This is a genomic window from Streptomyces sp. NPDC001781, assembly GCF_053596035.1.
Map to the genome: position 1 here is coordinate 13,214 of NZ_JBSFFI010000032.1, position 22,264 is coordinate 35,477.

The 22,264-nt window shown below is 71.5% G+C and carries 18 protein-coding genes; 5 read left to right on the forward strand and 13 right to left on the reverse strand.

Annotated features, from left to right (window positions below; all coding sequences use genetic code 11):
• Positions 1–53 precede the first annotated feature (53 nt).
• Together ACWCV3_RS24490 and ACWCV3_RS24495 are read right to left on the reverse strand one after the other, a co-directional pair.
• Positions 54–1,442 carry a M16 family metallopeptidase gene (locus ACWCV3_RS24490; protein ID WP_451227977.1) on the reverse strand — a complete coding sequence of 463 codons (1,389 nt, stop codon included), beginning with the start codon at positions 1,440–1,442 and terminating at the stop codon, positions 54–56.
• A complete protein-coding gene (locus ACWCV3_RS24495) occupies positions 1,439–2,833 on the reverse strand; it encodes a M16 family metallopeptidase (RefSeq protein WP_451227980.1) in 1,395 nt (464 codons plus the stop codon). The genes ACWCV3_RS24490 and ACWCV3_RS24495 overlap by 4 nt, the downstream gene beginning before the upstream one ends.
• A 311-nt stretch (positions 2,834–3,144) precedes the next feature.
• Here ACWCV3_RS24495 and ACWCV3_RS24500 point away from each other — a divergent pair, with 311 nt between their 5' ends.
• The gene (locus ACWCV3_RS24500) at positions 3,145–5,598 is read left to right on the forward strand and encodes a DNA gyrase/topoisomerase IV subunit A (RefSeq protein ID WP_451227983.1); all 2,454 of its coding nucleotides are present in this window, start codon (positions 3,145–3,147) and stop codon (positions 5,596–5,598) included.
• Between the two features lie 246 nt (positions 5,599–5,844).
• Here the strand turns inward: ACWCV3_RS24500 and ACWCV3_RS24505 are convergent, their stop codons facing one another.
• Positions 5,845–6,879 (reverse strand): CobW family GTP-binding protein, encoded by a 1,035-nt coding sequence (locus ACWCV3_RS24505; protein WP_451227986.1) that lies wholly within the window; start codon positions 6,877–6,879, stop codon positions 5,845–5,847.
• A gap of 281 nt (positions 6,880–7,160) precedes the next feature.
• On the opposite strand from ACWCV3_RS24505, the gene ACWCV3_RS24510 reads away from it, so the two are divergent.
• Positions 7,161–8,102 carry a sucrase ferredoxin gene (locus tag ACWCV3_RS24510; protein ID WP_451227989.1) on the forward strand — a complete coding sequence of 314 codons (942 nt, stop codon included), beginning with the start codon at positions 7,161–7,163 and terminating at the stop codon, positions 8,100–8,102.
• A gap of 48 nt (positions 8,103–8,150) precedes the next feature.
• The gene (locus ACWCV3_RS24515; protein WP_451227992.1) at positions 8,151–9,797 is read left to right on the forward strand and encodes a sensor histidine kinase; all 1,647 of its coding nucleotides are present in this window, start codon (positions 8,151–8,153) and stop codon (positions 9,795–9,797) included.
• Between the two features lie 22 nt (positions 9,798–9,819).
• Here ACWCV3_RS24515 and ACWCV3_RS24520 read toward each other — a convergent pair whose 3' ends face one another.
• The 3 genes from ACWCV3_RS24520 to ACWCV3_RS24530 are packed head-to-tail and all read right to left on the reverse strand — an operon-like array spanning position 9,820 to position 12,604.
• Positions 9,820–10,869 carry an ABC transporter substrate-binding protein gene (locus ACWCV3_RS24520; RefSeq protein WP_451227995.1) on the reverse strand — a complete coding sequence of 350 codons (1,050 nt, stop codon included), beginning with the start codon at positions 10,867–10,869 and terminating at the stop codon, positions 9,820–9,822.
• A 60-nt stretch (positions 10,870–10,929) separates the two neighbouring features.
• On the reverse strand, positions 10,930–11,799 hold the full coding sequence (locus ACWCV3_RS24525; RefSeq protein WP_451227998.1) for an ABC transporter permease: 870 nt from the start codon (positions 11,797–11,799) through the stop codon (positions 10,930–10,932).
• Positions 11,789–12,604: an ABC transporter ATP-binding protein gene (locus ACWCV3_RS24530; protein WP_451228001.1), complete on the reverse strand. Its 816-nt coding sequence runs from the start codon at positions 12,602–12,604 to the stop codon at positions 11,789–11,791. The genes ACWCV3_RS24525 and ACWCV3_RS24530 overlap by 11 nt, the downstream gene beginning before the upstream one ends.
• Positions 12,605–12,843: 239 nt before the next feature.
• On the opposite strand from ACWCV3_RS24530, the gene ACWCV3_RS24535 reads away from it, so the two are divergent.
• Positions 12,844–13,536, forward strand: a complete 693-nt coding sequence (locus tag ACWCV3_RS24535; RefSeq protein ID WP_451228004.1) for a response regulator — start codon at positions 12,844–12,846, stop codon at positions 13,534–13,536.
• 21 nt (positions 13,537–13,557) lie between these two features.
• Here ACWCV3_RS24535 and ACWCV3_RS24540 read toward each other — a convergent pair whose 3' ends face one another.
• From ACWCV3_RS24540 to ACWCV3_RS24565, 6 genes are all read right to left on the reverse strand, one after another.
• On the reverse strand, positions 13,558–15,150 hold the full coding sequence (locus tag ACWCV3_RS24540; protein ID WP_451228007.1) for a solute symporter family protein: 1,593 nt from the start codon (positions 15,148–15,150) through the stop codon (positions 13,558–13,560).
• Positions 15,147–15,710, reverse strand: a complete 564-nt coding sequence (locus ACWCV3_RS24545) for a DUF485 domain-containing protein (protein WP_451228010.1) — start codon at positions 15,708–15,710, stop codon at positions 15,147–15,149. The genes ACWCV3_RS24540 and ACWCV3_RS24545 overlap by 4 nt, the downstream gene beginning before the upstream one ends.
• Before the next feature lie 69 nt (positions 15,711–15,779).
• A complete protein-coding gene (locus ACWCV3_RS24550; protein ID WP_451228013.1) occupies positions 15,780–16,469 on the reverse strand; it encodes a response regulator transcription factor in 690 nt (229 codons plus the stop codon).
• Positions 16,466–17,617 (reverse strand): sensor histidine kinase, encoded by a 1,152-nt coding sequence (locus ACWCV3_RS24555; protein ID WP_451228016.1) that lies wholly within the window; start codon positions 17,615–17,617, stop codon positions 16,466–16,468. The genes ACWCV3_RS24550 and ACWCV3_RS24555 overlap by 4 nt, the downstream gene beginning before the upstream one ends.
• Positions 17,614–18,153 carry a DUF1453 domain-containing protein gene (locus ACWCV3_RS24560; RefSeq protein WP_451228018.1) on the reverse strand — a complete coding sequence of 180 codons (540 nt, stop codon included), beginning with the start codon at positions 18,151–18,153 and terminating at the stop codon, positions 17,614–17,616. The genes ACWCV3_RS24555 and ACWCV3_RS24560 overlap by 4 nt, the downstream gene beginning before the upstream one ends.
• A 295-nt stretch (positions 18,154–18,448) precedes the next feature.
• On the reverse strand, positions 18,449–20,572 hold the full coding sequence (locus ACWCV3_RS24565; RefSeq protein ID WP_451228021.1) for a DNA gyrase/topoisomerase IV subunit B: 2,124 nt from the start codon (positions 20,570–20,572) through the stop codon (positions 18,449–18,451).
• Positions 20,573–21,013: 441 nt separating this feature from the next.
• Here ACWCV3_RS24565 and ACWCV3_RS24570 point away from each other — a divergent pair, with 441 nt between their 5' ends.
• Entirely contained in the window at positions 21,014–21,244 is a 231-nt protein-coding gene (locus ACWCV3_RS24570; protein ID WP_086691807.1) for a DUF7455 domain-containing protein, read from the forward strand.
• A gap of 111 nt (positions 21,245–21,355) precedes the next feature.
• Here the strand turns inward: ACWCV3_RS24570 and ACWCV3_RS24575 are convergent, their stop codons facing one another.
• Complete coding sequence (locus ACWCV3_RS24575) at positions 21,356–22,216, reverse strand: serine protease (RefSeq protein ID WP_451228025.1); 861 nt, start codon at positions 22,214–22,216, stop codon at positions 21,356–21,358.
• Positions 22,217–22,264 lie beyond the last annotated feature (48 nt).

Here is a 22,264-nt window from a genome sequence, read left to right on the forward strand (position 1 = left end):
TGGGCCCCGACGGCTCATGCGCCGTCAGGGCCCACACGCGCCCACCTGGTCCGTTACTCGGCGGACACGACCTTCACCTCACCGATGCCGAGCGCCTCGACGGGCTCCTTGATCCGGGCGGCGTCGCCGACCAGGACCGTGACCAGCCGGTCGGCCGGGAAGGCGTTCACCACGGCGGCGGTGGCCTCCACGGTGCCGGTGGCGGCGAGCGTGCGGTACAGCTCCGCCTGGAAGTCGTCCGGCAGGTGCTGCTCGACCTGGTCGGCGAGGGTGCCGGCGACGGCCGCGGCCGTCTCGTACTTCAGCGGGGCCACGCCGACGAGGTTCTGCACGGCCACGTCCCGCTCGGCGTCGGTCAGGCCCTCGGCGGCCAGCGTGTGCAGCACGGTCCACAGGTCCGCCAGCGCGGGACCGGTGTTCGGCGTGTCCACGGAGCCGCTGATGGCGAGCATCGAGGCGCCGGTGCCGTCCGGGGCGGAGCGCAGCACCTGGCCGAAGGCGCGCACGCCGTAGGTGTAGCCCTTCTCCTCGCGCAGGACGCGGTCCAGGCGGGAGGTGAGCGTGCCGCCGAGGCAGTACGTGCCGAGCACCTGGGCGGGCCACACCCGGTCGTGCCGGTCGGAGCCGATCCGGCCGATGAGGAGCTGGGTCTGCACGGCGCCGGGCCGGTCCACGACGACCACGCGGCCGGTGTCGTCGGCGGTCACCGGCGGCACCGGGCGGGCCTGGCCGGGGGTGCCGGTCCAGGCTCCCAGGGTCTCGGCGAGCAGCGCGTCGAGGTCGATGCCGTCCAGGTCGCCGACGACCACCGCGGTGGCGGTGGCGGGGCGGACATGGCGGTCGTAGAAGGCACGGACGGCGCCCGCGTCGATCTTCGCGACGGTCTGCTCGGTGCCCTGGCGCGGCCGGGACATGCGCGCGGAGGCCGGGAACAGCTCCTTGGACAGCTCCTTCGCGGCGCGGCGGGCCGGGCTGGCCAGCTCGTGCGGGATCTCGTCCAGGCGGTTGCGGACCAGCCGCTCGATCTCGCTCTCCGCGAAGGCCGGGGCGCGCAGGGCGTCGGCCAGCAGGGTGAGGCCCTTCTCCAGACGGGAGGCGGGCACCTCCAGGCTGAGCCGGACGCCGGGGTGGTCGGCGTGCGCGTCCAGCGTGGCGCCGGCCCGCTCCAGTTCCGCGGCGAACTCCTCTGCGGAGTCCTTGTCAGTGCCCTCGGAGAAGGCGCGCGCCATGATCGTGGCGACACCGTCGAGACCGGCCGGCTCGGCGTCCAGGGGGGCGTCGAGCAGCACCTCGACGGCGACGACCTGCTGGCCGGGGCGGTGGCAGCGCAGCACGGTCAGACCGTTGTCCAGCGTGGAGCGCTCGGGCGCCGGGAACGCCCAGGGCCTGGCCTCGCCGGCCTGCGGCTGGGGGTGGAACTCCATGGGGGCGAGCTCGGTCACTTGGCCGTCTCCTCGTCGTCGTTGCCGGCCTCTACGGTGGCCTCGTGCTCCGGGTCGTCGGGCAGGCCGGTGTCCTCGACCGCCTCCGGGGACTTCGGCTCGTAGACGAGCACGGCGCGGTTGTCCGGGCGGAGGCGGGCCGCCGCGACCTCGCGGACCTCCTCGGGGGTGATGTCGAGAACGCGCCGGACGGCGGACAGGGCGAGCTGCGGGTCGCCGAACAGGACGGCGTACCGGCACAGTTCGTCGGCGCGGCCCGCGACGGTGCCGAGCCGGTCCAGCCACTCGCGCTCCAGCTGGGCCTGGGCGCGCTCCATCTCCTCCGGGGTGGGGCCCTGCTGCGCGAAGCGGGCCAGCTCCTCGTCGATGGCGGCCTCGATGACCGGGACCTCGACGTCGCCGGAGGTCTTCACGTCCAGCCAGCCCAGCGAGGGCGCGCCGGCCAGCCGGAGCAGACCGAAACCGGCGGCGACGGCCGTACGGTCGCGGCGCACCAGGCGGTTGTAGAGACGGGAGGACTCGCCGCCGCCGAGGACGGTGAGGGCGAGGTCGGCCGCGTCGGACGCGCGCGTGCCGTCCTCCGGGAGCCGGTAGGCGGCCATCAGCGCGCGTGCCGGGACCTCCTCCACGACGACCTCGCGCAGCTCGTCCCCGATGACCTCGGGCAGCGAGCCGTCGCGCGGGGCGGGCTTGCCGTCGTGGCCGGGGATGGAGCCGAAGTACTTCTCGATCCAGGCCAGCGTCTGCTCGGGGTCGATGTCGCCGACCACGGAGAGCACCGCGTTGTTGGGCGCGTAGTAGGTGCGGAAGAACGCCCGGGCGTCCTCCAGCGTGGCCGCGTCCAGGTCGGCCATGGAGCCGATCGGGGTGTGGTGGTAGGGGTGGCCCTCGGGGTAGACCATGGCGGTCAGCTTCTCGAGGGCGGTGCCGTAGGGGACGTTGTCGTAGCGCTGGCGGCGCTCGTTCTTGACGACGTCGCGCTGGTTCTCCATCGACTCGTCGTCCAGCGCGGCCAGCAGGGAGCCCATCCGGTCGGCCTCGAGCCACAGGGCGAGTTCGAGCTGGTGGGCGGGCATCGTCTCGAAGTAGTTGGTGCGTTCGAAGCTGGTGGTGCCGTTGAGCGAGCCGCCTGCGCCCTGGACCAGCTCGAAGTGGCCGTTGCCCTTGACCTGGCCCGAGCCCTGGAACATGAGGTGCTCGAAGAGGTGCGCGAGGCCGGTGCGGCCGGCGACCTCGTGGCGGGAGCCGACGTCGTACCAGAGGCAGACCGCCGCGACCGGGGTCAGGTGGTCCTCGGAGAGCACCACGCGCAGACCGTTGGCCAGGCGGTGCTCGGTCGCTGTCAGGCCCCCGGAGCCTGCCTGGGCTGTGGTCGTGTGACCCATGGGCATGTACGTCCCTTCGCAAGCGGTGGCGGTCGAGAGAAACCGCGGTTTTCCTGCCGTTCCTGCCACTGTATGCAAAGCGTGGGAGGCCCCGGCGGAGTTCCCGCCCGACGTACGCCCACAGCGGATCGACTAGCCTGCGTCAGGCGTGCTCATGGCGAGCGTGCTCCCGGCCGGCGTACGGCGGTGGAGCGCCGGGCCGCCGAGCACCGGGGGCGGACCCGCGCGGACCGGGTCGCGGCCCGTGTTGTCAGTGCCCAGGTCCACAATGGTCCGCGTCCGATCCGTCCCACGCCTTCAGCAAGGAGCCGGCAGCGATGGCCCGCCGCAGCACCAAGACCCCGCCGCCCGACGACTCGTACGAGGAGAAGATCCTCGACATCGACGTCGTGGACGAGATGCGCGGCTCCTACCTCGAATACGCGTACTCGGTCATCTACTCGCGTGCCCTGCCGGACGCCCGTGACGGTCTGAAGCCGGTTCACCGGCGCATCGTCTACCAGATGAACGAGATGGGCCTGCGCCCCGAGCGCGCCTATGTGAAGTGCGCCCGCGTGGTCGGCGAGGTCATGGGCAAGCTGCACCCGCACGGCGACTCGTCGATCTACGACGCGCTGGTGCGCATGGCGCAGCCCTTCTCGATGCGCGTCCCGCTGGTCGACGGACACGGCAACTTCGGCTCCCTGGGCAACGACGACCCGCCGGCCGCCATGCGGTACACCGAGTGCCGGATGGCCGCCGCGGCGAGCCTGATGACGGAGTCCATCGACGAGGACACGGTCGACTTCGCCCCGAACTACGACGGCCAGGAGCAGGAGCCGGTCGCGCTCCCCGCCGCCTTCCCGAACCTGCTGGTCAACGGCTCCTCCGGCATCGCGGTCGGCATGGCGACGAACATGCCGCCGCACAACCTGCGCGAGGTCGTCGCGGCCGCCCGCCACCTGATCAAGCACCCGAACGCGGACCTGGACGCCCTGATGCGTCACGTCCCCGGCCCCGACCTGCCCACCGGCGGCCGGATCGTCGGCCTCGACGGCATCCGGGACGCGTACGCCGGCGGCCGCGGCTCCTTCAAGATGCGTGCCACGGTCGCGATCGAGGCGGTGACCGCTCGCCGCAAGGGCCTGGTCGTCACCGAACTGCCCTTCGCGGTCGGCCCGGAGAAGGTCATCGCGAAGATCAAGGACCTGGTCAACGCGAAGAAGGTCCAGGGCATCGCGGACGTCAAGGACCTGACCGACCGCGAGCACGGCCTGCGTCTGGTCATCGAGATCAAGAACGGCTTCGTGCCGGAGGCGATCCTGGAGCAGCTCTACAAGCTGACCCCCATGGAGGAGTCCTTCGGCATCAACAACGTGGCGCTGGTGGACGGCCAGCCGCTCACGCTGGGCCTCAAGGAGCTGCTGGAGGTCTACCTCGACCACCGCTTCGAGGTCGTGCGCCGGCGCAGCGAGTTCCGCCGCACCAAGCGGCGTGACCGGCTGCACCTGGTCGAGGGCCTGCTGACCGCGCTCGTCGACATCGACGAGGTCATCCGGGTGATCCGGTCCAGCGAGAACTCCGCGCAGGCCAAGGAGCGCCTGATGGAGCGCTACGGCCTGAGCGACATCCAGACCCAGTACATCCTCGACACGCCGCTGCGCCGCCTCACCAAGTACGACCGGATCGAGCTGGAGGCGGAGAAGGACCGGCTCGAGCAGGAGATCGAGGAGCTGACCCGCATCCTGGAGTCGGACGCGGAGCTGCGCAAGCTGGTCTCGGGCGAACTGGCGGACGTGGCCAAGAAGTTCGGCTCCGACCGGCGTACGGTGCTGCTGGAGTCGGCGGCCTCCCAGGTGGCGGCCGTGCCTCTCCAGGTGGCCGACGACCCGTGCCGGGTGCTGCTGTCCTCGACCGCGCTGCTGGCCCGTACGACCGGCGCCGAGCCGGTTCCGCAGGAGGGCGGCCGGGCCAAGCACGACGTGATCGTCTCCTCGGTGCCGGCGACCGCGCGGGGGGAGATCGGCGCCGTGACGTCGAGCGGGCGCCTGCTGCGGATCAACGTGGTCGACCTGCCCCAGCTGCCGGACACCGCGAGCGCGCCCAACGTCTCGGGAGGGGCGCCGCTGGCGGAGTTCGTGTCCCTGGAGGGCGACGAGACCGTGGTCTGCCTGACCACGCTGGACGAGACGTCACCGGGACTGGCGATCGGCACGGAACAGGGCGTGGTCAAGCGGGTGCTTCCCGACTACCCGTCCAACAAGGACGAGCTAGAGGTCATCACCCTTCGGGAGGGTGACCGGATCGTCGGCGCGGTGGAGCTGCGCACCGGCGAGGAGGACCTGGTGTTCATCTCCGACGACGCCCAGCTTCTGCGCTACCAGGCGGCCCAGGTGCGCCAGCAGGGCCGTCCGGCGGGCGGTGTGGCGGGCATCAAGCTCACCGAGGGCGCGAAGGTGATCTCGTTCACGGCGGTCGACCCGGCCGTCGACGCGGTGGTGTTCACTGTGGCGGGCTCGCGGGGCACGCTCGACGACTCGGTGCAGACGACTGCCAAGCTGACCCCGTTCGACCAGTTCCCGCGCAAGGGCCGGGCGACCGGCGGTGTGCGCTGCCAGCGGTTCCTGAAGGGCGAGGACTGCCTCGCGCTGGCCTGGGCGGGTCCCGCCCCGGCGCGGGCGGCGCAGAGGACCGGGCTGCCGGTGGAACTGCCGGAGCCGGACCCGCGCCGCGACGGATCGGGGACGTCGCTGGCGAAGACCGTGTCGGTGGTGGCCGGGCCGGTGGCCTAGGCCGCTTCGTTCGGGTCAGGCCGGGACCCGCGGGGCCCGGCCTGACCCGAACGCGGGGCACTGCGGCCTGTCCGGCGGATCGTGGTGCGGGCAAGCGGCGGTGCCGGTCGATCCCGGTGAGCGGGGTCCGGTGCGTCCGGGTGCAGGGCGGAGGAGGGAGTCGGCGCGGGGCGTCGGCGAGTGACGGCAACGCCGCGTACGGGCGTGCGGGGCTCCGCGTCCGCGCCGTGTTCCGCCGGACAGGCCCTAGTCCTCGGAGCCCGGCACGTAGCGGAGCACGCCCCACATGGCCTGCTCGTCGGTCTCGTCGGCGGCACCCCGGCAGACGTCCAGCTCCTTGCCGAGGGCGTCGGCGCCGATGCCGGTGCCGATCAGGACGAGCTGGGTGACCCGGTCGGCGCCGGGCGGCCAGGGCTCGGGCTCGAAGCGCAGGAAGCGGCCGACGGCGTGTACGGCGTAGCGGTTGGCGGGGTCGTGGCCGCCGAAGTCCACGTATCCCTTGATGCGGTACAGGCCCTCCGGGCGGCTGTCCAGGAAGCGCATCAGGGCGCGGGGGTCCATCGGGGTGTCCGACGTGAAGGACACGGTGTCGTAGGCGGCGTGCAGGTGCGCGCCGCCGCCGCTCGGGCCGCCATGGCTGTGCAGGTCGTCGAAGGAGAGCTGGCCGACGCGCTCCTCGCCGGGCCGGCAGTCGAAGAGGAACTCGGGGTCGACACGGCCGTGGGTGGCGGGGAGCACGGCGCCCTCGGTGAGTTCGCGGACCAGGCCGAGGACGCGGTCGGCGTCGGGTGCCCGGTCGAGCTTGTTGACCACCACGAGGTCGGCCAGGGCGAGATGCCGGTCGATCTCCGGGTGCCGGGCGCGGGTGTCGTCGAACTCGGCGGCGTCGACCACCTCGACGAGCCCGCCGTACATGATCTCCGGCTGCTCGCTGGCCAGTACCATCCGCACCAGCTCCTGCGGCTCGGCGAGCCCGCTGGCCTCGATGACGATCACGTCGGTCCCGGTGGCGGGGGCGGCGAGCCGGGACAGGTAGCTGTCCAGCTCGCTCGCGTCGACCGCGCAGCACAGGCAGCCGTTGCCGAGTGAGACCGTGGAGTCCCCCAGCGCACCGGAGACGGCCATGGCGTCGATCTCGATCGCCCCGAAGTCGTTGACGACGGCCCCGATCCGGCTGCCCCCGCTGCGGTGCAGCAGATGGTTGAGCAGCGTCGTCTTCCCGGATCCCAGGAACCCGGCCAGCACGACGACCGGAATCTGCGCACTACGGCTGTTCGCCAACGGGTGGCACCCTTCCCACGCTTCTCGCCGGGCGCCGCACCCGGCGTGCGGCGCCCGGCGGACGGACTGTCCGAACAGGATACGAAGGGGGCGGCGGTCCGCGGCGGCACGAGGGGGCGGGCTCCGGACACCGGCGGGTGCCCGAGCCGGTGCCGGATGCCCGGCGGCGGGCGTGGCGGGCCCCCGGCCGGAGGATGTCCGGGTGCGCCGCCCCCTGCCGGGGCCGAATCCCCGTCGGCGCAGGGTCGTATCCGCCCCCAAGTCAGGTTAGGCTCACCTGTGTGAGTAGGTGTGCGACCGTCTCCCGGAACCTCGACGAGCCCGTCTCCGGTACGGCGGCCACGGCGACGACGTGGCTGCTGCTGGAACAGCCGGGCCCCTGGGGCGCGAAAGCGCTGACCGCGAGCCACCTGGACCCCGTGCTGGGCCGCGCCCTGGATGCCGCCGCCAAGGACACCGGCGTACGCGTGGCACTGATCCGACGTCCCGGCCGGCACGCCGACCACGGCACCCCGCCGGTACGACAGGTGTACGTGGCCCACACCGTTCCGGGAAACGTGTGGCTGTACGGCACCACCACCCGCGATCCGCGGCACCTCCTCGACCTGGACTTCGCGGCCCTGGGCGCGGGCGATCCCCACTCCTTCGCCTCGGTGCTCTCCGGGTGTCCGCAGACCGGTGACCCGCTCGCCCTGGTGTGCACCAACGGCAAACGCGACCGCTGCTGCGCCCTGCTGGGCCGACCGCTGGCCGCCGAACTGACCGCGTCCGACGTGCCCGGCGTCTGGGAGGTCACTCATCTGGGCGGTCATCGCTTCGCCCCGACCGTACTCGTGCTGCCGTACGGCTACGCCTACGCCCGCGCCGAGGCGCACACGGTCAAGGAGGCCTTGCACCGCGCCCGGGACGGGCAGGTGCTGCTGGATGACTGCCGCGGCCGCTCCGCCTGGGACCGTCCCGGCCAGGCAGCCGAACTGGCCGTACGGGCGGCGACGGCCGAGTACGCGGCTGACGCGCTGCACCTGGTCCGCACCGAGGGCGCCGCACCCCGCTGGGAGGTCACCGTCGGCCACGCGGACGGCCGGTGCTGGCAGGTGACCGTGGAGCAGACCGCCGCGCTGCCGCCGCGCCCGGAGAGCTGCGGGGTGGATGTCCTGGGTACCCCGGCGCGGATGGACGTCGTCGGCGTCCGGGCGCTGCACACGGCGGCCCTGGCGGGCTGACCAGGCATCCCCCTGGGAGGCGTGCGCGATCCCGCGTACCGTCTCGGCATGCCTCCCACTCCCCCGGTCCGCCGTTCCCGTCTCGGTCTGCCACGGCGGGCCTTCGCGCAGGTCCTGCTCACCCAGGTGACGATCGCGGCCGGGGTCGCGGTCCTGGCCACCGGGCTCTTCCTGGCGCCGCTCAGCGGACAGCTGGACCAGGAGGCGATGCGCCGGGCCCTGGTCATCGCGCAGACCACCGCCCAGGACCCGGCGATCGCCGAGGGCGTCCTGCACACCCGGCCCACCCCCGACGGGCCGGTGCAGCGGGAGGCCGAGCGGATCAGGCGGGCCACACAGGCCGAGTACATCGTGGTGATGGACGCGCAGGGGACGCGCTGGTCCCACCCGACCACCAGGGAGGTCGGCCGCCGCGTCTCCACCGACCCCAGCCGCGCCCTGTCCGGACGCCAGGTCATGGAGATCGACCGCGGCACCCTGGGCCGCTCCGCACGCGGCAAGGTGCCGTTGTACGACGCCGGGCACCGGATCGTCGGCGCGGTCTCGGTGGGCATCGCGTACGACAGCGTGCGCGCCGGGCTGCTCGGCGCGATCCCCGGTCTGCTGGCGTACGCCGGGGGCGCGCTGGCGGTGGGCGCGCTGGCCGCCTGGCTGATCTCCCGCCGGGTGCACCGGCAGACCCGTGACCTGGCCTTCTCCGACATCTCGGCGCTGCTCGCGGAACGCGAGGCGATGCTGCACGGCATCCGGGAAGGTGTGGTCGCACTCGACCACAGCGGCCGCATACGGCTGCTCAACGACGAGGCGGGCCGGTTGCTCGGCATCGGTGACGAGGCGGTCGGGCGCTCCCCGGACGAGGCGCTCGGCGCGGGCCGTACGACGGACGTGCTGGCCGGCCGGGTGACCGGCACCGACCTGCTGACCGTGCGGGGCCGGCGCGTGCTGGTGGCCAACCGGATGCCGACCGAGGACGGCGGTGCGGTGGCCACCCTGCGCGACCGCACCGAACTGGAGCGCCTGGGCCGCGAACTCGACTCCACGCACGGCCTGATCGACGCCCTGCGCGCCCAGGACCACGAGCACGCCAACCGGATGCACACCCTGCTCGGGCTGCTGGAGCTGGAGATGTACGACGACGCGGCGCAGTTCATCGGGGAACTGGTCGGGGAGCACCGGGTGACGGCCGAGCAGGTCACGGAGCGGATCGAGGACCCGTTGCTGGCCGCACTGCTGGTGGGCAAGGCGACCGTCGCCGCCGAGCGGGGGGTGGCGCTCAGGCTGTCGGAGGAGACCTGGCTGCCCGACCGGCTGATCGACCCGCGCGGGCTCGTCACGGTGCTGGGCAACCTGGTGGACAACGCGCTCGACGCGGTCGCGGGCACCCCGCACGCGCGCGTGGAGGCCGAGTTGCGCCCCGAGGGCCGCACCCTGGTGCTGCGGGTACGGGACACCGGTCCGGGCGTGCCCGAGGAGCAGCGGGAGTCGGTGTTCACGGAGGGCTGGTCCACCAAGGAGCCACCCGCGCACGGCAAGCGCGGCATCGGCCTGTCGCTGGTGCGGCGCCTGGCCGAACGCCAGGGCGGCTCGGCCTCGGTGGACGCGGCGGCGGGCGGCGGCGCCGAGTTCACGGTGGTGCTGCCGGACGCGCTGGGCGACCCGGTGCCCCCGGGCACGGAGGAGGCGCGGGGGCGTTGAGCACCCCGCGCCTCCTGGGCGGCTACTTGGCGGCCTTCTCCGCGAACTCGGTGGTGTAGGTCTTGTCGAGGTCGACGTCGGCGTTCTTGATGTTGGGACTGAACGCCTTGAGCACCCTCTCGACGGTCTCCGGTCCCTGTGCCGGCATGATGCCGTCCTTGGTGAACATCGGCAGGGTGCTCTTGATGGCGGCCGCGTAGGTCTTCTCGTCGCCCTGGGAGTAGTCGGACGGCATCTTGGCCGCGATCTCGTCGGCGCTGTGGGTGGACATCCAGCCGAGCGTCCTGACGAACGCGTTGACGAGCTTCTGGACGGTGTCCTTGTGACCGTCGACCCAGTCCGTGTTCATGTACAGGCTCGACGAGGGGTACGGCCCGCCGAGCGCCTCCTGCGAGCCCTCGGGCGTCCGCATGTCGATGAGGACGCGGCCGGCCTTCTTGGCCAGGATCGTGGCGACGGTCGGGTCGGTCGTCATGCCCGCGTCGATGGAGCCCTTCTGGAGCGCCGCGATGAAGGTCGGCCCGGCCCCTACGGCGACCGGGCTGAACTGGTTCACCTGGACGCCGTGCTTGACCGCGAGGTACTTGGTGAGGAAGTCGGTCGACGAGCCGAGCCCGGTGACCCCGAGCTTGCGGCCCTTGAAGTCGGAGGGCGAGTGGATGTCACCCGTCTTCTTCGCGGACACCACCTCCACCTCGCCGGGCGCGTGCGAGAACTGCACGACGGACTCGACCGACTTGCCCTTCACCTGGAGGTCGAGGGTGTGGTCGTAGAAGCCGACGGCGCCCTCGACCTGGCCGGAGACCAGCGCGGTCTCCGCCTGGGCCCCGGCGGGCTCGGTCAGCAGCTCCACGTTCAGGCCCTCGGCGTCGAAGTAGCCGAGCCGCTGGGTGAGCATGGCGGGCAGGTAGATGACCTTGTCGAGACCACCGACCATGATCTTGACCTTGGTGCCCTTGCCGCCGCCCTCGGCACCGGCGTGGCCGGACACCTCGTTGGCGCAGGCGGTGAGCGAGGCGAGGGAGAGCAGGCAGGCGGTGGTGAGCGAGGCGATTCTGGTGCGCTTGCGCATGACGAGTCACGTCCTTGGGACTGTGCGGGTGCGGGGGTTTTCGGTGCGCCAAAAGGCTGTTCAGTGCCCGGAGTCCGAGGACTTCCAGCGGAAGACGCGGCGTTCGGCGAAGGTCAGCAGTCCCTCGGCGAGGAGCGCCACGACCGCGAGGATCACCATCGCGGCGTACACGCCGGCGGAGTTGAGGGTGCCCTGCGACTGGGCGACGAGCAGGCCGATGCCCCGGGTGGCACCGATGTACTCGCCCACGATGGCACCGATCAGCGCGAAGCCGAAGCTGACGTGCAGGCTGGTGAAGATCCAGGAGGTGGCCGACGGGATGACCACCTGGAGGGTGACCTGCCGGTCGCTGGCGCCCAGGATGCGCGCGTTGGCGACCAGGTCGCGGTTGACCTCGCGTGCGCCCTGGAAGGCGTTGAAGAACACCGGGAAGAACACGAGGACGACGGCCGAGGCGACCTTGGAGGCCGGGCCGAGGCCGAACCAGATGAGGAAGATCGGGGCGAGCACGATCCTCGGGATGGAGTTCAGCACCTTGATGTAGGGGCCGAACAGGTCCGCCAGGAAGGCGATCCGGCCGAGCGCGATGCCGAGGACGACACCGGCCACCACGCCGATGACCCAGCCCAGCAGCGCCTCGTACAGCGTGTACCAGATCTGTTCGCCCAGGGAGCCGAGCGCGGTGCCGTGCAGCATCCAGGAGGTGATCTGGTCCCAGATCTCCGAGGGCATCGAGAAGTTGAACGGATCGATGACCTGGGCGCGGGACAGCGCCTCCCACAGGCCGAGCACGCCGACCAGCAGCAGTACGCGGGCCACCACCACGATCACGCGGCGCCTGCGGGCGGCCTGCGCCCGCGAACGGGACGGCGCCGGATCCTTCGGCTCGACGGGGTCGGCGAGCGGCGGGGTCGCGGTCTCAGGCGACATCGGCGGCACCTCGCTCGCGGGTGATGCGGACCTCTTCACCGAGGGACTCCCATATCTCGCGGTAGATCTCGATGAACCTCGGCTCCAGCCGGATCGACTCGACCTTGCGCGGCCGGGGCAGGTCGATGGTGAACACCTGCTTGACCGTCGCGGGCCCGGCGGTCATCACGACGACCTTGTCGGCCAGCGCGATCGACTCCTCCAGGTCATGGGTGACGAAGACGACGGAGGCGCCGGTGCCCTCCCACAGCTCCAGCAGCTCGTCCGACATCAGGGCCCGCGTCTGCACGTCGAGCGCGGAGAACGGCTCGTCCATCAGCAGGATCTCGGGGTCGTTGACGAAGGTCGCGGCGAGGGCGACCCTCTTGCGCTGGCCACCGGAGAGCTGGTGCGGGTACCTGTCCTCGAAGGCGGCGAGCCCGACGCGGGCCAGCCACTCGCGGGCCTTCTGCCTGGCCTCCGCCTTGGGCACCCCCCGGAAGCGCGGGCCGGCCATCACGTTGGACAGCACGGTGCGCCAGGGGAAGGTGGCGTCCTGCTGGAAGACGAAACCGACCCGGTCGCCGACACCGTCGACCGGCCGCCCGGCCACCAGCACCTCGCCCTCAGAAGGCTCCTCCAGCCCGCTGACCAGCGTCAGCGTGGTGGACTTGCCACAGCCCGTCGGACCGACGACGGCGACGAACTCACCGCGTCCGACGGTGAGATCGAGGCCGCGCACCGCGGTGTGCGGATCACCGGAAGGCGTTCTGAAGATCTTGCTCGCGCCCCTCAGCTCGATGGCGGGGCTGGTGTCTGCGCTCATGCACCGGGACGGTAGGGGCGGCGCCGCTCCGACAGCAGTCTTGTGCGCGCAACCCCTTCTTTTGCTCGCAAGAACCTGTTGTGCTCGTTTTGCTCACGCTACAACTGCGGAGCCGAAACACGGGCTTCACGCCTGTCTTCCGGATCAGGCCGGCTCGGGCCGACGGCACCCCGCCGACCGGCCCCGGCAGGTCCGGAGGACAGAACCGGGAAGCCCGCCGGCCTTGAAGGAGAGGCCCGATGATTGACGTGCTGGTCGTGGACGACGATTTCCGTGTCGCCGAGATCAACGCCAGGTACGTGGGCAAGGTTCCCGGCTTCCGGGTGGCCGCCCGCGCGCACAGTGCCGCCCAGGCACTGGCCGCCGTGGAACGCGGTGGCGTCGACCTGGTGCTGCTCGACCACTATCTGCCGGACCGCACCGGCCTCGAACTCGTCCACCTCATGCGCCAGCACGGTCACGGCACCGACGTCATCATGATCACAGCGGCCAGCGATGTGACGACCGTCCAGCAGGCGATGCGTCTCGGCGCCCTGCACTACCTGGTCAAGCCCTTCACCTTCAACGCGCTGCGCTGCCGCCTCGACTCCTATGCCGCCCTGCGCCGCACCGTCGACCGGGTGGGCGGACACGGGGTGACCGGACAGGAACAGGTCGACCGCATCTTCGGCGCCCTGCGCACCGCTCCCGCCCCCTCGGCCCCGGGCCTGCCGAGCGGTCACACGGAGCCGACCTCGGACCTGATCTGCGGAGTCCTGCACGGCGCGGAGCAGCCCCTGTCCGCCCACGAGGTGGCCTCCCGCACGGGGCTCAGCCGCTCCACCGCCCAGCGCTACCTCCGCCACCTGGAACAGGCGGGCCGCCTGCGGCTGTCCCTCAGATACGGGGACACCGGGCGGCCCGAGCACCGGTACGCCTGGGTGACGCCGTGACGCCGCCCAGGCCCGACGTGCCTATACGGCTCCCGCGCCGGTCAGCGAACGCACCTCGGTCTCCGCGTACTTGGCCTCGTCCGGCACCTCGTCGGAGGTGACCGTGCCCAGCCAGCCCGCGAGGAAGCCGAGCGGGATGGAGACGATGCCCGGGTTCTGGAGCGGGAAGTACTGGAAGTCGACACCCGGGAAGAGCGAGCCGGAGCTCCCCGACACCACGGGCGACAGCAGCACCAGGATCACCGCAGGGAGCAGCCCGCCGTACACCGCCCAGACCGCGCCGCGCGTGGTGAAGTTCCGCCAGAACAGCGAGTACAGCAGTGTGGGCAGGTTCGCCGACGCGGCCACCGCGAAGGCCAGGCCGACCAGGAACGCCACGTTCAGGTCCCGGGCCAGCAGTCCGAGCGCGATCGCCACGACACCGATGGCGGCCGCCGCGACCCGCGCCACCGCCACCTCGCCGCGCGGGGTGGTGGGCCTGCGCCGCAGCGACGCGTACAGGTCGTGGGCGACCGACGCCGAGGAGGCGAGGGTGATCCCGGCGACCACCGCGAGGATGGTGGCGAAGGCGACGGCGGCCACGACGGCGAACAGCACCGTGCCCCCGGTGGAGGAGGCGCCACCGCCCAGGTCGAGCGCCAGCAGCGGGATCGCGGTGTTCCCGGCCGCGTTGGACTGCCGCAGCGCGTCGGCGCCGACCACGGCGGTCGCCCCGAAGCCGAGGACGATCGCCATCAGGTAGAAGCTGCCGATCAGCCCGATCGACCACACGGTGGAACGCCGGGCGGCCCGCGCGGTCGGCACCGTGTAGAAACGGGACAGGATGTGCGGCAGGCCCGCGGTCCCCAGCACCAGCGCCAGCCCGAGACTGATGAAGTCCATCCGCGCGGTCCAGTCACCGCCGTACTTGAGCCCCGGCGCCAGGAACGACGCCCCGTGCCCACTGCGCTCGGCCGCCGTCAGCAGCAAGCGGTTGATGTTCCCGTGGAACCGCACCAGGACCAGCACGGTCATCACGACCGTCCCGACCAGCATCAGGACGGCCTTCACGATCTGGATCCAGGTCGTCGCCCGCATCCCGCCCAGTGACACGTAGATGACCATGAGCGCGCCGACGCCGATGACCGTCCACGCCTGCGCGGCCCCGCCCGAGCCGCCGAGCAGCAGCGCCACCAGGCTTCCGGCACCCACCATCTGGGCGACCAGGTACATGACGGAGACGGTGACCGAGGCGGTGCCGGTGGCGATCCGCACCGGCCGCTCGGCCATCCGCGTGGCGACCACGTCGGCCAGGGTGAACCGGCCGCAGTTGCGGACCAGTTCGGCCGCGACGAACAGCACGACCAGCCACGCCACGAGGAACCCGACGCCGTACAGCAGCCCGTCGTAGCCGTACAGCGCGATGAGGCCGCTCACGCCGAGGAAGGAGGCCGCCGAGAGGTAGTCGCCGGAGATGGCGAACCCGTTCTCCAGCGGGGTGAAGAGCCGCCCGCCGGCGTAGAACTCCTCCGCCGAACCCTGCCTGCGGCGGCTCACCCAGGTGGTGATGCCCAGTGTCACGGCCACGAACGCACTGAACAGCAGCAGCGCCAGCATCTGGTGGTGGCTGGTCACGAGGAGCCTCCCCGGATGCCACGGGTGAGCTCCTGGGTGTCCCAGCGCAGTTCCATCGCGGGGCGGTCCCGCCTCAGTCGCGCGTGCCGTGCGTAGGCCCAGGTGAGCAGGAAGGTACTGGCGAACTGCCCCAGCCCGGCGAGCATCCCCACGTTCACCGCCCCTATGACGGGCCGCGCCATCAGTCCGGGCGCTGCCGTCGCGGTGACCACGTACCCGACGTACCAGACGAGGAAGGCGGCGACTCCCGGCACCACGAACCTCCGGTACCGGCCGCGCACCTCCTGGAACGCCTCGCTCTGCTGCACGGCGAGGTACACGTCGCGGGCACGAGCCTCCGCGATCTCCCGCTCGGCCTCTGGGCGGGGACGGGGACGGGGTACGCCCGCCGCCGCGGGCCTTCCCGCCCCGTCCAGCTCGCCCCAGCCGGCGGTCAGCGTGTCGTGCCAGGGGTCCTCTTGCCGCACGTCGCGGGAAGTCACGCTCTGATCTTCCTGGTTGTCGGCCGAACGTCCGGGACCGTCTCCGGCACCGAAGTGTCGACCATTGCTTGACTGCATACCCAAGGATGGACAGATCAGGAAGATGTCCGACACACCTTCCCGTACCACTTCACCCCATCAGGTGAGTCACTCCGCCCTCGGCCGTACCATGCCTTTCGCGTACGCGTAACGCACCGCCTGCGCACGGTCCTTGAGGCCCGTCTTGGCGAAGAGGTTGTTGATGTGCGTCTTCACGGTCGCGGTGGAGACGTGCAACGTGCGGGCGATCTCCTGGTTGTTCAGGCCCTCGCCGATCAGCACCAGCACCTCGCTCTCCCGGGTGGTCAGCCCGTCGGGAGGTTCGGGCGGTCCCGAGGCCGTCCGAACCTCGGCCTCGGACAGCTTCTGCAACAGCCGGAGTTGGATGCCCGGCGCCAGACCCGCCTCTCCCGAGAGCACGCTCTGGACCGCGCGCACGATCTCCTCCCCGCCCGCGTCCTTGGTCAGGTATCCCCGCGCCCCGGCACGCAGCGCGGCGAACAGCGACTCGTCGTCCGCGAACGTGGTCAGCACCACCACCTGAGTGCCCGGGTACTCGGCCCGGATGCGCCGGGTGGCCTCCACCCCGTCGCACCGGGGCATCCGCAGGTCCATGAGCACGACGTCCGGGGCCAGTTCGCCGACCAGACGCACCGCCTCCTCGCCGTCTCCGGCCGCGCCGACCACCTCGAGGCCGGGCAACAGCCCGAGCAGCATCACGATGCCTTCCCGCACCACGGTCTGGTCGTCGGCGACCACCACCCGCGCGGGCTTCCGGTCCTCCTCCGGCGCCGTCATACCGGTACCTTCAACGTCACCACGAATCCCTCCTCGCCCGGTCCCGCCTCCAGCGAGCCGCCCAGCAGTTCGGCGCGCTCCCGCATGCCCAGCAGACCGTACCCGCCGCCGGAAGCGGCCAGTTCGCCCGGACGTCCGCCCCTGTCGCGTACGTCGAGGGTCACTTGGTCCCCGCTGTAGTCGAGCCGGACCCGCACCTTCGCGCCCTGGGCGTGCTTGCGGACGTTCGTCATCGCCTCCTGGGCCACCCGGCGCACCGTCTGCGACGCCTCGGCCGGCAGCACCCTGCGCTCACCCGTGACGGTGACCTCACCGCCGTCCGTCGCGCTGACGAGGTCCGTCAGGAACTCCTCCAGCGGGGTCAGTTCGCCTCGCAGCGCCGACAGCGCCTGTCGGGTCTCGGCGAGCCCGTCACGGGCCATGCCCCGCGCGGCCACCACTCGCTCCAGCACCTGCTCACGACTCGCGTCGCGCTCCAGCAGCAGCCGGGCCGCCTCCAGGTGCACCATCTGCGCCGAGAGGCTGTGGGCCAGTACGTCGTGGATCTCCCGCGCTATCCGAGCCCGTTCGCTCAGCGCGGCCGACTCCGCCTCCGCCTCCCGCGCCGCCCGCTCCTGGACGAGGAGCCGCTGCGCGTTGCCCCGCGCCTCCGAGTCCAGCCGAGCGACGTAGCCGGCAAGCGCCAGCCCGGCCACGGTGGAGGCGGTGGTGAGCCACACGTCCTTGTTGAAGACCGCGAAGGAGGCCAGGGCGACCGAGGTCACCGGTACCGCCGCCGCCAGGGGCAGCCGCTCCAGGGCGAGGATGCCGCAGCCGCACCAGAGCACCAGGGCGGGGCCCCCGAAACCTGTCACCTGGGCGGCCACCGCCAGAGCCTGCAGCACGGCGACGAGCGCCAGGGAGGGCAGCAGCCGGTGCGCGTAGGTGGTGCGGAAGTAGCCCCACGCCGCACCGGAGGCCAGCAGCACGCCCGCCACGGCGGCGGACTCGCCCCACAGGGGGATGTCGTCCTGTGCGAGGGCCGCCCACAGCAGCAACCCGAGCAGCACCACCCTGATGCCCTGAGCCAGCAGACGCCGGGGGCGGCTCGTGCCCTCCTTGCCGAGGGCCTCGCGTGAGGGCCAGCGGGTCCATGAATTCCTGTTCACACCCGCTCCTTCCGGGCCGGCCGTGCCGACAGGGCCGACAGTGTTCCGTCACCGTACGTCGAGGCCGGGGCGGGCGCGGAGGTCAGCAGTCGCGCCCGCCGGGCGGTGATCGCGCCGCGGACCAGCAGGGTCACGGCGAGACCCAGCATCAGGGCGGCACTGTCCTGCCGGACCCCGAGGACGTGCCCCAGGCCGAAGAGACCGCCCCGCAGGGCTATCCCGCCTGCCCACACGGCGGCGCTCGCATTGGTGCTGCGGCTCCACACGGACCCGTCCGGCGCCCTCCAGATCCGCGTCGTCCAGGCCCAGCCCGCTCCGGTGGCCAGCCCGACGGCCACTTCCGCGACGAGCAGTCCGAGCGATTCGACGCGGTGGTGGGAGTCGACTGCGCCGGGCCCGCGCAGCGCCATGACAGCGAGTATCGCGGGCGCCAGCCACCAGCGCCGCTCGGCGTCGATGGCGTGGGTGCGGAACTGCCTGGCGATCACCAGTACGGCGACGGCCACGATCACCAACGCGTCGACGAACCCGGACATCCGAGCCTCCGTGTACGAGAGGGGGCGTCGGAGGCGGTCGCTCCCGACATCCTCGAAACTACGGAGATCCGCAGGCCAGGGGATCGGAGCGGGGGTGGATCACGGGTGGATCTCCGAGAGCCCGTGATCTCCACCCACGGGTGGAGGGATCTTGGGGGAACCCTGAGCCGAACCCGCCAGGACGCGGGCAGCGGCACATGCGGAACAAGGGAAAGAGCGGAAAAAACGGGAGCACCGGCCGAAGCCGGCACTCCCGTCGTCCTGCCCGCACCCGGTCGAACCCGGGTGCACACGCCTACGCGTCGATCCGCGACCGGTCCAGCGTCGCCGCGGAGCTGGAGATGAACTCCTTGCGCGGCGCCACGTCGTTGCCCATCAGCAGATCGAAGACCTGCTCGGCGGCCTCGAGGTCCGCGAGGTTGATCCGGCGCAGGGTGCGGTGGCGCGGGTCCATGGTGGTCTCGGCCAGCTGGTCGGCGTCCATCTCACCGAGGCCCTTGTAGCGCTGGATGGAGTCCTTGTACCGGACGCCCTTGCGCTGGAACTCCAGAAGCGTGTCCCGCAGCTCACGGTCGGAGTACGTGTAGACGTACCTGTCCTGGCCCTTCTTAGGCTGGATCAGCTCGATGCGGTGCAGCGGGGGTACCGCGGCGAAGACCCGGCCCGCCTCGACCATGGGCCGCATGTACCGCTGGAAGAGCGTGAGCAGCAGGCAGCGGATGTGGGAGCCGTCCACATCGGCGTCCGTCATCATGATGATCTTGCCGTAACGGGCGGCGTCGATGTCGAAGGTGCGGCCCGAGCCCGCTCCTATGACCTGGATGATCGCGCCGCACTCGGCGTTCTTGAGCATGTCGGTCACGGACGAGCGCTGCACGTTGAGGATCTTGCCCCGGATGGGCAGCAGCGCCTGGAACTCGGAGTTGCGCGCCAGCTTGGCCGTACCGAGCGCGGAGTCGCCCTCGACGATGAACAGCTCGCTGCGGTCCACGTCGTCGCTGCGGCAGTCGGCAAGCTTGGCGGGCAGGGACGAGGACTCCAGAGCGGTCTTGCGGCGCTGGGCGTCCTTGTGCTGGCGGGCGGCCACGCGGGTGCGGGCGGCGGCGACCACCTTCTCCATGACCGTGCGGGCCTGCGCGGCGTCGTCCCGCTTGGTGGAGGTGAGGAACGCCTTGAGTTCCCGGGCGATCACGGTGGAGACGATGCGGCGGGCCGCAGAGGTGCCGAGCACTTCCTTGGTCTGGCCCTCGAACTGCGGCTCGGCCAGGCGGACGGTGACGACCGCCGTCAGTCCTTCCAGGGCGTCGTCCTTGACCACGTCGTCCTCTGCGACGCGCAGCATCTTCTTGGCGCGCAGCACCTCGTTCATCGTCTTCGCGACCGCCTGCTCGAAGCCGGCCACGTGGGTGCCGCCCTTGGGGGTGGCGATGATGTTGACGAAGGACTTCAGGGTGGTGTCGTAGCCCGTGCCCCAGCGCAGCGCCACGTCGACACCCAGTTCGCGGGTGACTTCGGTCGGCGTCATCTGACCGTGGTCGTCGAGGACGGGCACGGTTTCCTTGAAGGTGCCCTGGCCCGAGAAGCGGAGCGTGTCGCAGACCGGCTTGTCGGTGGCCAGGTACTCGCAGAACTCGCTGATACCGCCGTCGAAGCGGAAGGACTCCTCACCCTTGCTGCCGCCCTCGCCGAGACCCATCTCGTCGCGCACGACGATGGTGAGGCCGGGCACCAGGAAGGCGGTCTGGCGGGCACGCTGGTGGAGGTTGTCCAGGGAGAGCTTGGCGTCCTTCAGGAAGATCTGCCGGTCGGCCCAGTAGCGCACACGTGTGCCGGTGCGGTTCTTCGGGATCTTCTTGGTCTTGGTGAGGCCGGTCCCGGGTTCGAACTTGGCCTCGGCGCCGCCTCGCGCGAACGCTCCCGGAACACCGCGACGGAAGCTGATGGCGTGGGTGCTGCCGCCGCGGTCCACCTCGACGTCCAGCCGGGCGGAGAGGGCGTTCACCACGGACGCCCCGACGCCGTGCAGACCGCCGGAGGCCGCGTAGGAGCCGCCGCCGAACTTTCCGCCGGCGTGCAGCTTGGTCATGACGACCTCGACGCCGGACAGGCCGGTCTTGGGCTCGACGTCCACGGGGATGCCGCGGCCGTTGTCCCGGACCTCGACGGAGCCGTCGTCGTGGAGGAACACCTCGATGCGGTCGCAGTAACCGCCGAGGGCCTCGTCCACGGAGTTGTCGATGATCTCCCAGAGGCAGTGCATCAGGCCACGGCTGTCGGTCGAGCCGATGTACATGCCCGGACGCTTGCGCACGGCTTCGAGGCCCTCGAGGACGAGGAGGTGCCGCGCGGTGTAGTTGGAACCGTCCCGGTCTGCTCCTGCCAGCAGCGCTGTGGACGGCACGGACGTATCGGCGGTCACGCGGTTCGCTCCTCGCTGAATTTCAGATGGGCCCCTGGTGGGTACGGGGCCGGCTTCGGTCGCCGCTCAGAGGGTACCGATGCCTGGTAGAGCCGGTGAAACGCCACCCTCGGCGGGGAAACCCAGAGTAGCCGAGGGTCGTACGGACGTTCGATCCCTCGATGGAGTGAAGCACACATCACGTTCCCTTCGAGGCATGAACCATTTAGGCTCCGGGCACGTCCTCATCAACGACCGGCAACCCAGCCGGGAGGACCCGACCCCGAAGACCGCGCGAAACCGTACGCACCAGACCACGCACTACGGCACATTCGCCGCCAACCGGCAACACCCAGCCGTGCCGAAAGAAATTTTCGACGGAAAGCCCCGAGCGGGAACGAATTCGGCCTGGTTGGATGTTGACCCTGGTACGACAGCTCGTCGAGCTAGAGAAGAGGCGACGTGACTACTGTTCTGACCCCCGCGAGCCCGCTGACGGCCGCCGATCGCTGCGACCGCTGCGGCGCCCAGGCATACCTGCGCGTCGTCCTGCTGAGCGGCGGAGAACTGCTCTTCTGCGCCCACCACGGGCGCAAGTTCGAGCCGGAACTCAAGAAGATCGCCGCTGAGATACAGGACGAGACGGAGCGGCTGACGTCCGTTCCCGGCACGTCTGCCACCGAAGAGCGCTGAATCTCGCACCCACCCGACGAGCCAGCCCCGGCACAGGCCGGTGAACGGGCGGCCGCTTCCCCAGGGAAGCGGCCGCCCGTTCTTGTAACCGCGAGGGCGCGAAACGAGCTCTCAGGAACGCTTGGGGAGCCTCCCGGCGCCGTCCTCGACCGCGTCCGGCGTGCGCACGACCTCGGACACCCGCGTGTAGACGCCCGGGCTTCCCGCCTGCCCGCACCCGCTCCCCCAGGACACCAGCCCGATCAGGCGCCCCTCGGCCACCAGAGGGCCGCCACTGTCGCCCTGGCAGGCGTCCGGCCCTCCGGCGGCCTCTCCCGCGCAGAGCATGGAGGTGGCACGGTAGGTGCCGTTCCGGCCGCCCTGATAGGCACGGGCGCACAGGTGGTCGGCCAGCACGTGCACCCGCGCGGCGCGCAGCCGGTTCGTGTAGGCACCACCGCCACTGGTGTCGCCCCAGCCCGAGACCAGCGCTTCCGTGCCTGCCGCGTACACCGGGTCCCCGGCCGCCGCCATGGGCACGACGGCGCTCTGCGGCAACGGTTCGGCGAGGGTGAGGACGGCGTAGTCCCCCGCGTTGGTGGCGGGGTCGTACGCCGGGTTCACCTTGATGTCCCGCACGCCCGTCTCCTGTCCGCCGGAGGCGAGCAGGTCGGTGCGGCCCGTGATGACCTTGAGATCGCGCACCCGGTCGGGAGGCGTGCCGAGGACATTGCCGGCGACGCAGTGGGCGGCCGTGAGGACGGTGGTCGGCGCGATCGCCACCCCGCCGCAGAACTGGCCCGCCCGGCTACCTCCGAACCGGTCACGGCTGGAGAGCGCCACCGTCCACGGGGCCTTGGAGACATCTATCGGGAACCCGCCGACCACCACGCTGCCGGCCATGGCCGGAGCGGCGCCGATCAGGGGTGTCGCGGTCAGCGTTGCCGCCAGGGAGAGCGGCCGGATCAGGGCGCGGACGACGGAACGGCGCATGCGGACTCCTCACTCAGGGTGCTTCTGGAACACCCAGAGTCATCCAGC